17 protein-coding genes are annotated in these 15,248 nt (G+C 61.1%); 9 read left to right on the top strand and 8 right to left on the bottom strand.

All coding sequences use genetic code 11. The annotated features are described in order from the left end of the window. Window positions 1–100 precede the first annotated feature (100 nt). The 3 genes from ACSQ9D_RS17035 to ACSQ9D_RS17025 all read left to right on the top strand — a co-directional run bounded on the left by ACSQ9D_RS17035 (window position 101) and on the right by ACSQ9D_RS17025 (window position 3,596). Complete coding sequence (locus ACSQ9D_RS17035) at window positions 101–1,057, top strand: AraC family transcriptional regulator (protein WP_436283170.1); 957 nt, start codon at window positions 101–103, stop codon at window positions 1,055–1,057. A gap of 251 nt (window positions 1,058–1,308) precedes the next feature. Next, entirely contained in the window at window positions 1,309–1,794 is a 486-nt protein-coding gene (locus ACSQ9D_RS17030) for an adenosine-specific kinase (protein ID WP_436283169.1), read from the top strand. A gap of 266 nt (window positions 1,795–2,060) precedes the next feature. Beyond that, a complete protein-coding gene (locus ACSQ9D_RS17025) occupies window positions 2,061–3,596 on the top strand; it encodes an FAD-dependent oxidoreductase (RefSeq protein ID WP_436283168.1) in 1,536 nt (511 codons plus the stop codon). 424 nt (window positions 3,597–4,020) lie between these two features. Here the strand turns inward: ACSQ9D_RS17025 and ACSQ9D_RS17020 are convergent, their stop codons facing one another. From ACSQ9D_RS17020 to rpmB, 3 genes are all read right to left on the bottom strand, one after another. Further along, window positions 4,021–4,362: a hypothetical protein gene (locus tag ACSQ9D_RS17020; RefSeq protein ID WP_436283167.1), complete on the bottom strand. Its 342-nt coding sequence runs from the start codon at window positions 4,360–4,362 to the stop codon at window positions 4,021–4,023. Window positions 4,363–4,587: 225 nt separating this feature from the next. Then, a complete protein-coding gene (locus ACSQ9D_RS17015) occupies window positions 4,588–5,223 on the bottom strand; it encodes a VUT family protein (protein ID WP_436283166.1) in 636 nt (211 codons plus the stop codon). 117 nt (window positions 5,224–5,340) lie between these two features. Next, window positions 5,341–5,637: a 50S ribosomal protein L28 gene (rpmB, locus tag ACSQ9D_RS17010; protein ID WP_024316182.1), complete on the bottom strand. Its 297-nt coding sequence runs from the start codon at window positions 5,635–5,637 to the stop codon at window positions 5,341–5,343. 238 nt (window positions 5,638–5,875) lie between these two features. Here rpmB and ACSQ9D_RS17005 point away from each other — a divergent pair, with 238 nt between their 5' ends. Then, a complete protein-coding gene (locus ACSQ9D_RS17005; RefSeq protein WP_436283861.1) occupies window positions 5,876–6,652 on the top strand; it encodes a DUF3108 domain-containing protein in 777 nt (258 codons plus the stop codon). A gap of 31 nt (window positions 6,653–6,683) precedes the next feature. After that, on the top strand, window positions 6,684–7,580 hold the full coding sequence (gene yddG / locus ACSQ9D_RS17000; protein WP_037122310.1) for an aromatic amino acid exporter YddG: 897 nt from the start codon (window positions 6,684–6,686) through the stop codon (window positions 7,578–7,580). On the opposite strand, the gene ACSQ9D_RS16995 is transcribed toward yddG, so the two are convergent. Then, window positions 7,581–8,003 (bottom strand): cupin domain-containing protein, encoded by a 423-nt coding sequence (locus ACSQ9D_RS16995; RefSeq protein ID WP_436283165.1) that lies wholly within the window; start codon window positions 8,001–8,003, stop codon window positions 7,581–7,583. Then, window positions 8,003–8,773 (bottom strand): hydroxyacylglutathione hydrolase, encoded by a 771-nt coding sequence (gene gloB / locus ACSQ9D_RS16990; RefSeq protein ID WP_436283164.1) that lies wholly within the window; start codon window positions 8,771–8,773, stop codon window positions 8,003–8,005. The genes ACSQ9D_RS16995 and gloB overlap by 1 nt, the downstream gene beginning before the upstream one ends. A 54-nt stretch (window positions 8,774–8,827) precedes the next feature. Between gloB and ACSQ9D_RS16985 the strand changes: the two genes are divergently transcribed. From ACSQ9D_RS16985 to ACSQ9D_RS16975, 3 genes are all read left to right on the top strand, one after another. Next, window positions 8,828–9,604, top strand: coding sequence for a class I SAM-dependent methyltransferase (locus ACSQ9D_RS16985; RefSeq protein WP_436283163.1), 777 nt, complete (start codon window positions 8,828–8,830; stop codon window positions 9,602–9,604). A 105-nt stretch (window positions 9,605–9,709) separates the two neighbouring features. Continuing rightward, window positions 9,710–10,819 (top strand): histidinol-phosphate transaminase, encoded by a 1,110-nt coding sequence (gene hisC, locus ACSQ9D_RS16980; RefSeq protein WP_436283162.1) that lies wholly within the window; start codon window positions 9,710–9,712, stop codon window positions 10,817–10,819. Then, window positions 10,816–11,742, top strand: coding sequence for a prephenate/arogenate dehydrogenase family protein (locus tag ACSQ9D_RS16975; RefSeq protein ID WP_047521569.1), 927 nt, complete (start codon window positions 10,816–10,818; stop codon window positions 11,740–11,742). Before hisC ends, ACSQ9D_RS16975 begins: the two co-directional genes overlap by 4 nt. A gap of 263 nt (window positions 11,743–12,005) precedes the next feature. Here ACSQ9D_RS16975 and ACSQ9D_RS16970 read toward each other — a convergent pair whose 3' ends face one another. Next, a complete protein-coding gene (locus ACSQ9D_RS16970) occupies window positions 12,006–13,004 on the bottom strand; it encodes a DUF2125 domain-containing protein (protein WP_436283161.1) in 999 nt (332 codons plus the stop codon). A gap of 51 nt (window positions 13,005–13,055) precedes the next feature. On the opposite strand from ACSQ9D_RS16970, the gene ACSQ9D_RS16965 reads away from it, so the two are divergent. Further along, complete coding sequence (locus ACSQ9D_RS16965; RefSeq protein ID WP_436283160.1) at window positions 13,056–13,589, top strand: gamma-glutamylcyclotransferase; 534 nt, start codon at window positions 13,056–13,058, stop codon at window positions 13,587–13,589. A 2-nt stretch (window positions 13,590–13,591) separates the two neighbouring features. Here the strand turns inward: ACSQ9D_RS16965 and ACSQ9D_RS16960 are convergent, their stop codons facing one another. Both ACSQ9D_RS16960 and ACSQ9D_RS16955 read right to left on the bottom strand, forming a co-directional pair. Beyond that, complete coding sequence (locus ACSQ9D_RS16960; protein WP_436283159.1) at window positions 13,592–14,389, bottom strand: lysophospholipid acyltransferase family protein; 798 nt, start codon at window positions 14,387–14,389, stop codon at window positions 13,592–13,594. Between the two features lie 84 nt (window positions 14,390–14,473). Then, window positions 14,474–15,181: a YdcF family protein gene (locus ACSQ9D_RS16955; RefSeq protein ID WP_177309806.1), complete on the bottom strand. Its 708-nt coding sequence runs from the start codon at window positions 15,179–15,181 to the stop codon at window positions 14,474–14,476. Window positions 15,182–15,248 lie beyond the last annotated feature (67 nt).

Raw genomic sequence — 15,248 nt, 5'->3', positions numbered from 1 at the left:
GCCGTCCCTGCGGCCGCGTCCAGATCAAGATAGGATTTTTGGAAATACGGTCTATGCTGTAAAGTCCGTATTATCTTCGCGATCGTCCGGAATAGGCCTCATGGATCCGCTGTCAAACGTCCTGTCTCTGCTGAAGCCGCGCAATTACCTGTCTGCGGGCTTCGAGGCGGGTGGAGAGTGGTCGATCCAGTTCCCCGATCAACAAGACGGCGTCAAATGCGGCGCCGTGGTTTCCGGCCATTGCTGGCTCTCGGTGGAAGGCGTGCCAGAGGCGGTGGGGCTGCAGACGGGGGATTGCTTCCTGCTGCCGAGCGGCCGGCCTTTTCGCCTGGCGACGGACCTTTCGCTGCCGCCGGTCGGAGCGGCGACGATCTTTGCGATGGCGCGCACGGGCGGCATCGTCTCCTACAATGGCGGCGACGATTTCCTTCTGGTGAGCAGCCGCTTTGCGCTGACCGGCGCCCATGCAGGCCTGCTGCTTCGCATCCTGCCGCCCATCGTTCTCATCAGGGACGAGCCCGGCCAGGCGGCGCTACGCTGGTTGGTGGAGCGGATGATGCAGGAGCTGCGCGAGCCGCAGCCGGGTGGCTTCCTGATCGTGCAACACCTGGCGCACATGATCCTGGTTCAGGCGCTGCGGCTGCATCTCGCAGACGGTTCCCGGGCCGGTGTCGGATGGCTCTTTGCGCTGGCAGACAAGCAGATGAGTGCGGCGATGACGGCGATGCACGACGACCCCGCCCGCCGCTGGACCCTGCAGGAACTGGCGGCGCGCGCCGGCATGTCGCGCTCGACCTTCGCGCTCAGATTCAAGGAGACGGTCGGGACCTCGCCGATGGACTATCTCGTGCATTGGCGCATGCTTCTCGCCGGAGACCGGCTGGAAAACGCCAGAGAACCCATTTCCCGCATTGCGCCATCGCTCGGCTACGAGTCGGAAGCCGCCTTCAGCACGGCGTTCAAGCGGGTGATGGGCTGCTCGCCACGCCAGTACAGCCGCAACCGGCCATCGCCGGGAGCGGAGCTTGGCCAGCCGCGGCGCTCGGCAAGGCCATAGGCGACGCGATGCTCGACGTTTAAATGGCCTCATAAGTGAGTGAATTGAAGACGCCGACGCGTCGGGGATTGCCGGATCTGAACAGCGCGCTGGATGTTACGTGATCGCAGCGCACGGGCTTTGAAGGGTGTGGAACCGCAACGAAGAAGCCAAGGGGGCTGCGCCCGGAGGCGTGTCCGCCTTTGGCGGCTTGAAACCGCCTTTCTTCTGCCTACCTACCATTGCATTGCCTATCTTGAAGGAGTGCAGCCATGGAACTTTCCGTGGTGCCCATCGTCAAGCCAGACGCCACCAACTTCATTTTTGGCCAGTCGCATTTCATCAAGACCGTGGAAGACGTCCACGAGGCACTGGTGGGTGCGGTTCCTGGCATTCGTTTCGGGCTGGCTTTTTGCGAGGCCTCTGGTAAGCGGCTGGTGCGCTGGTCGGGCAATGACGAAGCCACGATCGCCCTCGCACGCGACAATGCATTGGCCATTGGCGCTGGCCACACTTTCTTGATCTTCCTCGGGGACGGATTTTTTCCCGTCAACGTGCTGGCTGCGGTGCGTTCGGTACCAGAGGTCTGCCGCATTTACTGCGCGACGGCCAACCCGACACAGGTGATCGTCGCACAAACTGAGCTGGGCCGCGGCGTGCTTGGTGTCGTGGATGGCGCCGCGCCGCTGGGTGTCGAAACCGACGCAGACATTGCGTGGCGGAAAGACCTGCTGCGAAAGATCGGCTACAAGCTGTAGTTTGATGGATGTAGCCGAGTTCGTGAAGGTCATCAGGGCGCCTGGTTGAAGCCACGGGCTCCCTCTAGAACTGAAGCAGATGCCGTTCATTTGAGCTAGAAGAGCGACTGCGGCTGACATCATCACAAGAATTCCACTCAGCCGCAGGCCAAATTTATTCGCATAAGAGAGAGCCGGATTAGCGGAGAATTCAAGGGAAGCTGCCTGCTCGGCAACCGAGTATCACAAAGGACGATACCGGTAGCTGCCCATTGGGGGAGAAGAAAATGGCCGGTCATCATTCAGATCCAAGCGGGCCCGATCTGGCCCTCGGCATTGCGCTCGCCGATCTTCCCGATGGTGGTAAGCTGGTTGGCCATCGCGACGCCGAGGCCGTGCTTCTGGTGCGCCGCGGAGCAGAGATATTCGCCGTTGCTGCCGCCTGCTCGCACTATGGCGGACCGCTGGTCGACGGCCTCGTCGCCGACGACAGCGTCCCCTGCCCCTGGCATCACGCCTGCTTCGACCTGCGCACCGGAGAGGCTCTGCGCGCGCCTGCGCTGTCGCCACTCGCTTGCTGGTCGGTCGAGCAGCGCGGCGAAAGGATTCTCGTTGGCCAGAAGCTTGAGAAACCGTCGCCTGCCCCACGCAAAAGCAATGCCGGGTTCTCTCCGGAAAGGATCGTCATCGTCGGCGGTGGCGCGGCCGGTTTTGCCGCGGCCGAGAGACTGCGGCGAGAACAATATCAGGGCGCCATTGTCATGATCAGCGACGACGAGGCGCTGCCTGTAGACCGGCCCAACCTTTCGAAGGACTATCTGGCGGGCAAGGCTCCCGAAGACTGGATCCCTCTGCGAAAAGAAGGCTTTTATGCCAGGAACGGCATCGATCTGCGCCTGGCAACTAAGGTTGCTGGCATCGATGTCCGTGTCAGAGAGGTCGTGCTGGCCGACGGGGCACGGGTCGCCTTCGACAAATTGCTGCTCGCGACCGGCGCCGAACCGGTGCGCCTGACCATACCCGGTGCCAGCCAGCCTCATGTCCACACGCTGCGCTCGCTAGCCGACAGCCGCAGGATCATCGCGCAAATCGGCGCCGCACGGCATGCGGTCGTGCTTGGCGCCAGCTTCATCGGCCTCGAGGTTGCCGCCGCTCTTCGGACCCGCGGTGTCGACGTGCATGTGGTGGCGCCCGACGAACGGCCAATGGAACGGGTGCTGGGCCCCCAGATGGGCGACCTCATCCGCGCCCTACATGAGGAAAATGGCGTCGTCTTCCATCTTAGGGACACCGCGGCGAGCATCGGCGTGAGCGAGGTCCTACTGAAAAGCGGCAGCACCCTGACCGCCGACGTGATCGTTGCCGGCATCGGCGTGCGGCCGCGGGTCGATCTCGCCGAAGCAGCGGGTCTCGCCACCGATCGAGGCGTCCTGGTCGATGCCTATCTGGAGACCAGCGTGCCGGGGATATATGCGGCCGGCGATATCGCCCGGTGGCCCGACCCCCACAGCGGCGAGACCATCAGGGTGGAGCACTGGGTGGTGGCGCAGCGGCAGGGTGCGACTGCAGCGCTCAACATGCTCGGACACAGGGAGAAGTTCACGGATGTGCCGTTCTTCTGGAGCCAGCATTACGACATTCCGATTAACTATGTCGGCCATGCCGAGGGATGGGACACAATCGAGGTCGAGGGCGACCTTGCCGCGAAAGACTGCCTCCTGCGCTTCAAGCGCGGCAGACAGGTTCTGGCGGTGGCCACGATCTTCCGAGATACTGAAAGCCTCCTGGCAGAACTGGCGATGGAGCAGAGCAAAGCCCAGTAGGCTGTCGAAGAAGTCTCCGGCTTAGCTATCAAAGTGGCCTCATCGCCGTATGCGAAAGCAATCTCGATTGTACCATCGGCACGGAGTTCGGCATGGCCATCACCCTCACTTCATCCATTTCGTCAAATCCGCACCTAAGCAGCCGCGCACATACTCGACAGGCTCGGGCTCGGCAGGGACAATCGCGTCTGCTGCGTAAGCGCCGGAGGTCGCGGTGAGCGCTGCGATCTAGCTGAGGAGGATGGGGATGTTCATGGCGGTCCCTATCAGCATTCGATAGCGACGGGTCTAGGAGTGGACTTTAACAGTTCCGTGACAACATTGTGGCTGGGGGTTCCGGCATTCCGCTTCGCACACCGTGTTGTGCATCCACAACATCAGTAGTGCCCGGAACCGTTCTTTTTCGACCCGAAGCTGCTCCGGCTCAGATCTGGTTCGCCTCCGCAGGCGCCGACGCGGATGCAGGCTTCTTCTTCAGCTTCCGCAATACCGGGCTCTTTTCCGTGGGATTCTCATCATCGTCAGGATCGCTGGTAGAGCCGACTTCGTCCATCCAGTGGGCGATGGCGAGCGCGTAGATAGTATGCAGAACGTTCCGGTCGGTGACGTCAGGATCGGTCAGGGCCAGCAAGGAGGCACGCACGATCTTCTTGCTGGTCGCCTTGGGACAGCGTTCCAGCACGAAATCAAAAAGCGCATTGCCGGAAAGACCTTCCGTCGCGCCGTCCAAAAGCGCCTCATAAACTCGCTTCCGCTTCTCGCTCACGCTTGTCCTCCTGTTTGATGCGGTTGCGACACCATCTGTCATAAAAACGTCATCAACAACCACCGCCGCGCATGGGATGCATCGATTTTTTTTCATTCGAGCGTGGCAGCAAAGTGTCGCGGCGAGGTTCTTTTCGGCAAGTCGTCCCGGGTTCTTGCCAATAGTAAGAAACGGCGGAGCAAAAGCTCCGCCGAATAGTTAAGAATGGGGGCGGCAAGCGCCTGTTTAGCGCGCAGGGGCGGCCTGCAGCGGGCGCAGCACGTTCATCAGTGCGCCATAGGGCAGCAGCATTGCGAGGCCGACGATCGTCTTCACCGCGAAGTCGCCGATCGCCCAGGAAATCCAGCGCGGTGCCTCCGCGGTGAAAACGCCGAGGATCGGGGCGGATTCGAGCGCGAAGGGATCGTTCGGGCCGAAGAAGACGAAGAAGGCCGCGAAAGCGAAGGAGAAGAAGATCACCGTATCCAGCATCGAGCCGATCAGCGAGCCGACGAGCGGCGCGCGCCACCAGGCCTGACGGCGCAGGCGGTTGAAGACCGAGATATCGAGCAGCTGGCCGGCGAGATAGGCCGAACCCGAAGCGATCGCGATACGCGGAACCGAGGTATAGAAGGACAGCGCCACGCCGACGACAAAGCCTGCAAAGACGACCTTGCGGGCAGCCTGCGGGCCGAACTGGCGGTTGGTCAGATCCGTGATCAGGAAGGCGACCGGATAGGTGAAGGCACCCCAGGTCAGGATGTCGGCCAGATTGATGCCGGCGAGCTCGGCATTCAGCGGGAACTGCACGAGGAAGTTCGAGGCGACGACGACCAGCGTCATCAGTGTGACATAGATAAGCGTAAAGCGCGTCGTCAGCATTTTTTTATCCTGGGGTATGCCACCAGTTCGAGGGACAGACCGGCAAAGCAAAAGGCTTGTCCGGATATCATCCGTGCAAGCCTTTTGAAGCCGTATGAAAGAAGAAGCAGTCGAAGCTTATGCAGCAGCGGCTTCGGCAGTCTTCTTGACGATCTGGCGACGCAGCAGACGAGCGCGCATCGACAGTTCGTTTTCACTTGCCTTCAGCAGGAAGGCATCGAGACCGCCACGATGCTCGACGGAACGAAGAGCAGCAGCCGAAACGCGAAGACGATAACGCTGGCCGAGCGCGTCGGAGATCAGCGTAACCTGGCACAGGTTCGGGAGGAACCGGCGCTTGGTCTTGTTGTTGGCATGGCTGACATTGTTACCAGTCAGGACTGCCTTGCCGGTCAATTCGCACATGCGGGACATGGAACACCTATTCTTGTTTTTCTCGGCCATCAGTTGCACGCCCACGCAAAACCGGGCTAGCAATCCAACAGGCCATGATTGGAAAGTTGCGGTTCTATAGTCAGACAGGCCGTGCGCGTCAAGCCAAACCTTGGCATTTCCCGCAATTCTGTCAAAAAGCTCGTGTTTGCTTCGTCGTGAGACAGGCGTATAGACCGTGATGAACGGCTTTACGAGCTGCCCGAACAAGGTTCATTTCATGGCTCATCTGGGCAAACGCATTTTCATTTCCGCGGTCGCTGCGCTGATGGCCATTCCGGCCGGGGCGAGCGAGATCGTGCATCGCACGGAATACAGGGTTTCGCTTGGCATTCTGACGATTGCGCGCGCTGCCTTCCTGACGAAGATCGAGGACGACAAGAGCTACAGGGTATCTGGCGACATCAGTTCGGCCGGCCTTGCCGATCTCGTCACCAATATCTCCGCCAAGACGAGCGTCGACGGCGTGCTGCGCGGCGACCGGCTACAGGCATCCCGCTACTATCTCTACTACAAGAGTGGCAAGCGCGCCCGGACATATGACGTGCGTTACAGCAACGGCAATATCACCTCGACGACAGTCAACCCGCCGCGCCGGCTGCCGAAGAACTGGGTCAACGTACCAGCCAGCGACATGCGTTCCGTCCTCGATCCGATCTCCGGTCTGATCTTCCCCGGAGATGCCAATGTCTGCGCGCAGAAGCTGCCGATCTATGACGGCGAGATGCGCATGGATCTGGTGCTCTCTCCCAAGGGCGCGCAGAATTTCTCGACGGCGGGCTTCAGCGGCAAGGCGACGGTCTGCAATGTCCGGTTCGTCCCTCGCTCCGGCTACAAGAAGGGTCGCAGCGACATCGACTATCTGAGCAAGAGCAGCAGGATGGAAATCTGGTTTGCCAAGTCGGATACGGCAAATGTATATGCTCCGGTCTACGTCCGTATTCCCACGCAATACGGACCGGTGACGATCACCGCCGTGAAATACGGCGCAAGCTGACGGAGCAGGTGTCTCCGCAAAAGGGGGGCAGGTGAAGCTTCGGGCAACGCTAATCGGCTTTACGGCCATCCTCATGTGGTCGTTTCTGGCGCTGTTTACGGCCGCCTCCGGCAAAATGCCGCCGTTCCAGCTGTCGGCAATCTGCTTTGCCATCGGCAGCATTCCCGGCATCGTCGTGCTGACCCTCAATCCGTCGCGGCTGGCGCTGCTCAAGCAGCCGGCCAAGGTCTGGATCGTCGGGATTGCGGGATTGTTCGGTTATCACTTCCTCTACTTCACGGCGCTTCGCAATGCGCCGGCGGTCGAAGCGGGGCTGATTGCCTATCTCTGGCCGCTGCTGATCGTCGTCGGATCGGCGCTGCTGCCGGGAGAGCGGCTGCGCTGGTATCATATCGTCGGCGCCCTGGCCGGTCTTTGCGGCACCTTCCTGATCGTCGGGCGCAACGGCATCAATTTCGATGGCGCCTATGCCGTCGGCTACGGCGCTGCCTTCCTTTGCGCCTTCACGTGGTCCGGCTATTCGCTGTTGACGCGGCGGTTCGATGCTGTGTCGACCGATGTCGTCACCGGATTCTGCATGGCGACCTCTATCCTGTCGCTGGTCTGCCACCTCGGCCTTGAGACGACGATCTGGCCGGAAACGGGCCTTGAATGGCTGGGTGTTCTCGGCCTTGGCCTGTTCCCGGTGGGTGCCGCCTTCTATGCGTGGGATTTCGGCGTCAAAAATGGCGACATCCAGATCCTCGGCTCGGCGAGTTATGCCGCGCCGCTGCTTTCGACGCTCATCCTGACTATCTTCGGCTTTGCCGACCCAAGCTGGCGGATCGCCTTCGCCTGCTTGCTCGTGACAGGCGGGGCGCTGCTGGCGGCGCAGGACATGTTTCGGCGGAAGGCCGCAACGGCGCAGCAAGCCACCGCCGCGGAATGATCAGGCGGCGGGCTTCCAGTCGCGCGGCGCCATTTCGAAGCTTGAGAATTCGAACCCGGGTGCGACCGTGCAGCCGACCAGCGTGTAATCTCCGAGCGTCTCGGCGCACTGCCACCAGTTGGCTGGAATGATCGCCTGCGGTCGCTCTCCTTTCAAGATGTCGGTGCCGAGCGTCAGCGTTTCACTTCCGCCTTCGTCTTCGGCGCGGTGCAGTGCAAGGGGCGCTCCTGAATAGTAGTGCCAGACCTCGGCTGCGTCGTGGACACGATGCCAGTGGGAACGCTGGCCGGCCTTCAGGAGATAGTAGATCGCCGTCGAATGTCCGCGCGAGCCACCGTCGGTGTCGCGGAAGGTCTGTACATACCAGCCGCCTTCGGGATGCGGCTCCATTCCAAGTTCGCGAATGATATCGTCCGGGGACATCAGAAATTGTCCTTGCGTCGGCGGATCTCCGCGAAGACCTCCTCATTGGTCTTTGTTTCCATCAAGAGGTTGCGGCGGATCGCAGGGTCGGCGGCACGCAGGAAGGGATTGGTCTCCTTCTCGAGCGCCAGCGTCGTCGGAATTGTAAACTTGTTCTCGGCCCGCAGGGCTTCGATCTCGGCCGCACGGACTATCAGGCGCTGATTGTCCGGATCGATGGTGAGCGCAAAGCGCGCGTTCGACAGGGTATATTCGTGGCCGAAGTAGACGGCCGTTTCGTCAGGCAGCACGGCAAGCTTCTGAAGCGAGTGCCACATATCGGCGGCCGGACGCTCGAAGAGCCGACCACAGCCGAGCGCAAACAGCGTGTCAGCGGCAAAGAGCAGCTTGTCATCGATGAAGTGGTAACAGATATGCCCGGCCGTGTGCCCAGGGGTCTCTATGACCTGTACCGTATGGTCGCCGAACAGGAAGGTATCGCCGTCGGCCATGGTCTTGTCGAGGCCGGGGATCGCCACGGCCTCGTTGACGGGGCCGATGATCTCGCAGCCATATTGCTCCTTCAGCGCGAGATTGCCTTCGACGTGGTCGGTATGGTGATGCGTGGTGAAAATATGCGAGATCGTCCAGCCGCGGCGGGACGCAGCCTTCTCCACTGCGGCTGCATCGGGCGCGTCGATCGACGCCGTCAGGCCGGCTTCAGGATCGTGCACCAACACGCCGAAATTGTCGGAACGGCAGAGAAAAACGTCTAAATCCAAAGGTTTCATCGTCTCAGGCAGCCTCTTTATCGCGGGTATACCGGGAATGTAGAGAGTCCCGCCTTGAAGTCCAACCGCCCACTGATAACATTTGCCTTGATGCACGCTGATATTGTTGACCTACGCCAGTTCTATCATTCCGACCTCGGACGCATTGCCGAGCAGTCGATCGCCATGGCGCTCTCCTCGCTGTGGGTCCGGCTGCCGCAGGAACGTCTCGTTGGTCTGGGCTATGTCGTTCCCTTCCTTGATCGCTTCCAGCCCGACACGGAGAGAACCTTTGCCTTCATGCCGGCAGGGCAAGGCGCCGTGAATTGGCCGGTGGGCGCTCTTTCCACGACGGCCCTGATCTTCGACGAGGAATTGCCGCTGCCCGATTCCTCGATCGACCGGGTGCTGATGGTCCATTCGCTCGAATTTGCCGAGAGCCCGCGCGAAACCCTGAAGGAGTTGTGGCGGGTGCTGGCACCAGGCGGGCGTCTGGTCATTGTCGTACCGAACCGCCGCGGGGTCTGGGCGCGCATGGAACACACGCCGTTTGGCTCGGGGCGTCCCTACTCGCGAGGACAGCTGACGAACCTCCTGCGGGAAACCAATTTCACGCCCGGCGCGACGGCGGAGGCATTGTTCTTTCCGCCCTCAAAGCTTCGCACGATGATGCGTCTGCACAGTGTCTTCGACCGCGTGGGACGCACCTTATGGCCGGCCTTCTCAGGCGTCATCATCGTCGAGGCGCAGAAGCGGCTCTATCAGGGCTTGCCGGTTGCCGCCCGCGCCTCGCGTCGCGTCTTCGTGCCGGTTCTGGCGCCGCATGGCGTTCCAACGACGCGCAGCCGCTAGGTCCTGACCCTAGGTCCCGCACTACTCGACAAGACTGCCTTTCCGTTCTATTGCCACAGGGCAGTTTTCAGCCGAATTTCCTCGGTATTTTCCAAGGTCGATCCCATGAGCGAAGAGAAGAGCAAGCCCGTTCCGCGTCCCGGTATTCTGGATATCGCAGCCTATGTGCCGGGCAAGGAACATGCGCCGGGTGTTGCACGCGTCTATAAGCTCTCGTCCAACGAAACGCCGCTCGGCGCGAGTCCGAAGGCGATCGAAGCTTTCCGTGAGGCTGCCGGCAATCTGGAACGCTACCCGGACGGTCAGGCCGTCGAACTGCGGGAGTCCATCGCGGCCGTTCACGGCCTTAATCCGGATAATATCATGTGCGGCAACGGCTCGGACGAGCTGCTCGGCCTGCTCTGCCATGTCTATCTTGGCGCCGACGATGAAGCGATCATCACCGAGCACGGTTTCCTCGTCTACAAAATCCAGATCATGGGCGCGGGCGCCACGCCGGTCGTTGTCAAGGAGAAGGACGCGACCGTTGACGTCGATGCGATCCTTGCCGCGGTTACGCCCAAGACCAAAATGGTCTTTATCGCCAACCCGGGCAATCCGACTGGCACGTATGTTCCGGTCAGCGAGATCCGTCGTCTGCATGCCTCCTTGCCCAAGAATGTCGTGCTGGTTCTGGATGCGGCCTATGCGGAATACGTGCGCCGCAACGACTACGAAGCCGGAATCGAGATCGTTTCGTCCAATCCAAACGTCGTCATGACCCGCACCTTCTCCAAGGTGTATGGCCTGGCCGCTCTTCGCGTTGGCTGGATGTACGCGCCCGCCGACATCATCGACGCGGTCAATCGTGTCCGCGGTCCGTTCAACATGAATTCGGCTGCAATCGCCGCCGGTGCCGCAGCCATTCGCGACCAGGCATTTATGCAGGAAGCGGTAGCTTTCAATCAGATGTGGATCGAGAAGATGACGGTCGCACTCGAGGCGGCCGGTCTGAAGGTGACGCCGTCGGTCACCAACTTCGTGCTCATCCACTTCCCCGACGTTGATGGCAAACGGGCGCCCGAAGCCGACGCGTTCCTGACCAGCCGCGGCTATATCCTGCGTGCGGTCAAGGGCTACGGATTCCCGAATGCGCTGCGCATGAGCATCGGGCCGGAAGAGGCGAACCGTGGTGTCATCGAAGCGCTCGGCGAGTTTGTGGGACGCAAGTCATGACCGTGCAGTTCGATCGCATCGCGCTGATCGGGATCGGCCTGATCGGCTCCTCCATTGCCTATGACGTCAAGCGGCTTGGCCTAGCAAAGGAGGTCGTCATCGCGACGCGCAGCGCCGACACCCTGAAGAGAGCTGAGGAACTGCAACTCGGCGACCGCTACACGACGTCGTCGGCCGATGCCGCAAAGGACGCCGACCTGGTCATCGTGTCGGTGCCCGTTGGGGCGTCCGAGAGCGTTGCGAAAGAAATCGCCGGCAGCCTGAAGCCCGGTGCAATCGTGACGGATGTCGGTTCGACCAAGGCTTCGGTCATCGCACAGATGCAGCCGCATATGCCGCCACACGTTCATTTCATCCCCGGCCACCCGCTGGCGGGTACGGAGAAATCCGGTCCGGATGCCGGCTTCCCCGGGCTCTTCGAGGGCCGTTGGTGCATCTTCACGCCGATTTCAGGCACTGACGAGACGGCGTTGAAGACGCTGCGACAGTTCTGGGAATCGTTGGGCTCCAAGGTCGACGAGATGGATCCGGAGCATCACGACAAGGTGCTCGCCATCGTCTCGCACCTGCCGCATATCATTGCCTACAACATCGTCGGTACGGCAGATGATCTTGAGGCGGTCACCGAATCGGAAGTCATCAAGTATTCCGCTTCCGGCTTCCGCGACTTCACGCGTCTGGCCGCCTCCGATCCGACGATGTGGCGCGACGTCTGCCTGCACAATAAGGATGCGATCCTCGAAATGCTCGCGCGCTTCTCCGAGGACCTCGCCTATCTGCAGCGGGCCATTCGATGGGGAGAGGGCGACAAGATCTTTGATCTTTTCACCCGTACCCGCGCCATCCGCCGCTCCATCGTCCAGGCCGGTCAGGATGTCGATGCGCCGGACTTCGGCCGTCCCCATCCGCTCGAAAAGAAGTAAGGGGACGGACTTGGAGACATCTCGTTCCGGTGACGAGCATAGGAGTTGACCGAGCCGCTTCGCCCCTCTCTCATCCGCAGGATGGTCGAGGTTGGCAAATAGGCTGCCCCCATCCTGTGCTTGTCACAAGAATCCAGTGCGCCCCAACTCTTTCGGCCCGGGAAGCTCCCGCTAGCGCAATGTCAGTCATTCACCGCGTGGGCGTGCGGTGAATGGATCCTGTGACAAGCACAGGGATGAGGCGGGGGAGCCACGGCTAACCCTCAGATCGGCGGGATCGATCCGAGCGGGATGAAGCCGCCGACCGTGGCGTTGCCACGCGCCACCACGAGATCGACGGAAACCTTGTCGCCGCCGCCGGCCAGCGCCTTGAGCAGCTTGGCGGCTGTATCGACCGTCTTGGCGATTTCAGGGAAGGTCTGCTTGATGCTGTCGCGCCAGGGGCCAAGCTGCTCGATCTCCAGCTTGAACTTTCCTGACAGATAGCCCTCCTCGTCGAAGGAGAAGGGGCCGCTCAGGGTCATGACCTTGCCGTCACCGATGTCGGCCACGACCTTGCGCAGTTCGCCACTGGCGCCGTTAAGCCCCCTCTGGTCGCTGCCGTCGATCATGCCGGCCTTGCCGGCAAGCGTCACGTCGGCACTCGCCGAAAGCTTGGGGAAGGCAGGCCAATCCTTGATGGCGGCATTGGAATCCGTCACGGAGATCGCGCCGTCAAGATCGCCGCCGTTCTGGCGGAGATGGATTTCGGTATGGGCGGCGTCGAAGTCGATCGTCTGGCCCGTTTGGGAGGAGACGGCGGTCCCCTTGAGCCTGTCGATGACCATCGACGAGCGGTCGATACCCTTCAGCTTGGTGATCAGGCTGGATTGCAGGCTCGCCCATTCGGCATTGAGCGACAGGCCATGGGCATTGCGGATCTCGGCGGGTGAATCGAGCTCCCACACGATATGGCCGGGAGCGTAGACCTGCGCTGCGGAGCGCAACTGGCCGAAGCTTGCCGATACGCCGTTGACAGTATCGTCGACATCGACCTTCGAGCAGAACAGGCCGATCCGGAATGGATAGCCGCGGAAATCGATATCTGTGCACTCGCCACTGACGCCTGCCGTATTGCCGGGTGCGATTGCCCTCAGCACGGTGTTCTTCAACTGGGACGCGGCATAAAACCAAGCACCCGTATAAAGCACGATCACCAAGACGATACCGCCGCCGAGCATCCAGAATTTGCTGCCGCTGCGCGATGGGCTTGACGCTGCCATGATGTTCTCCAATGGTGTGCCGCAAGTGGGAATGTCGGTCTGGCGTGCGATATGGACGAATTTTGGGTATTTGGCTACGGATCACTGATGTGGAATCCGGGCTTCGAGTTTTTGGAGCGTTCGCAGGCTCTTGTCTATGGCTATAGGCGTTCGCTCTGCGTGCATTCCTGGGTGCATCGCGGCACGCAGCGGGATCCGGGCTTGGTGCTCGGCCTGGATCGTGGTGGTTCCTGCCGTGGCATGGCCTTCCGGATCGCGCCGGAGCAGTGGGACGAAACGATCGACTATCTCAGGGAGCGCGAGCTCGTAACCAACGTCTATCTCGAACGCTGCCTGCCGTTGCAGCTGGCGGACGGCAGGGCAAGCAAGGCGATCGCCTATGTCGTCGATCGCAGCCATACGCAATATGCCGGCGGGCTCGATGCGATCGCGGCGGCACGGGTTGTCCACGGTGCGCAAGGCCAGTCAGGACCAAACGACGCCTACGTCTTCAACACGCTGGCGCATTTGCAGGACATGGGCATTCGCGATCACTGGCTGGAGCAGGTGGTCGGTGAAGTGGAACGGCTGAGAAAGGCGGCCTGAGTTCAACCCGTCGCGGCATTGACCTTCTGCAATTCCGCGAGCCGGCGAGTGGCAGTCGGCGGAAGCGGCAGGTTCGGATTGCGCAGGACGGTATCGACCAGTAGTTCATCGCTCGCCTTCTCGGTCACCTCAATCAGATGTGCAAAGAAGGCATCGGGATCCATGCCAGGCAGGATCGGCGGCAGTATCCGGACCTTGAAGTGGCCGGGATAGCGCATCGTGCTGCGTCGCGGCCAGAAGAGGCCGGGATGCATGGCGACCGGCACGACCGGTAGCTGCAGGTCACGGTACATGCGAGCGATGCCGTATTTGTAGAGCGGCTCGGCGCCCGGCGGGCGGCGCGTGCCTTCGGGGTAGATGATCAGCTGCCGGCCGGTTGCCAATTCTTCCTTGGTGCGCCTCAACGCCTCGACCATGACCTTGCCGCGTGCGCCGCGGTTGATCGGGATCATCCGCTGCTTCTTGGCATACCAGCCGAAGAGCGGGATCCACATCAGCTCGCGCTTCAGGATATAGACAGGATCCTTCAGCCAAGGCAGCAGGGCGTAGGTATCCCAAAAAGACTGATGCTTCGGTGCCAGGATATAGCCACCATCAGGCAGGTTCTCCATGCCCTCGATCTCGAAGGTCGTGCCGACGATCTTCTCCATCAACCAGTGGCTCGACAGCGCCCAGTTCTTCGGTATGCGGTAGGCGTCCTTGCGCGGCGCGATAAAATAGTAGGGGGACAGCACGATCATGCGAACGATGAGGTTGACGTAGAAGATCGTGTTGAAGAAAACGGAACGCAGGGCGATCATAAACTTTCCCAAGGCCAATGTCCGCAAAAGGCGGTTGCGCCCTCCTACACGATATTGGCCGTCAGAAAAAGGTTTCCCTCGGCTTTAGCCGGAGACGCCGGCCGAACGCAGCCCTGCATGACGGCCGAGACCCGTCAGATTGCGCGCGCCGGCAAAGAGCACTTTCGCATATTCGGCGAGCATGACCCGCACGGCGTTGGGATCGGTGAACCAGTTGCTGGTCTTCAGATCCGTGTTCACAACAGGATAGGGAATGAACTGGGTTTCGGAGTCGACATAAGCGAGCTCCGCCAGGCTGCGCGGCATATGATAGTTATTGGTGACGACGAGGACGCTCTTGTAGCCGCGCTGATGGATCCAGTTCGATGCTTCCTGGGCGTTGCCGATCGTGTCGAGCGCATCGTAGCCGACGTCGACGCAGCAGGAGAAAAGCTCCGGCGAAGCCTGGGTCATCTTGCGGATCTGCTTCGGCGTGGTTGCAGGGTGCACGCCTGAAATCAGCAGGCGCTTGCCGGCACCTTTCTGAAGTAGCTCGACGGCTTGGTCGATGCGCTGGTAGCCTCCTGTCAGAACGACGATCGCATCCGCGCGCGGATCGAGCGGAGGCTTCAAGGTCGTAACGGAATCGGCAAAGCGAAGGAAGCCGCCAAAAATCAGCGCGACAATGAGCACAAAGGCAACGCCGCCCCAGCGCAGCATTCGACGCACCGGACCGCGCACAGGTCGCCCGTCGGAGCGAGCAAGCTCCGTTCCAGGGCGAATCGGGGTGCGCGAAAAATTGCCCATGCTCATGAATCAGAAAAATATATGCAGATTGCGGCGGCGAACAGACGCTTTCAAGGCAAAAAAGGCATGTAAA

The organism is Rhizobium sp. LjRoot258, assembly GCF_964254185.1.
Taxonomy (GTDB): Bacteria; Pseudomonadota; Alphaproteobacteria; order Rhizobiales; family Rhizobiaceae; genus Rhizobium.
This window is presented reverse-complemented; position numbering and strand designations above follow the sequence as displayed.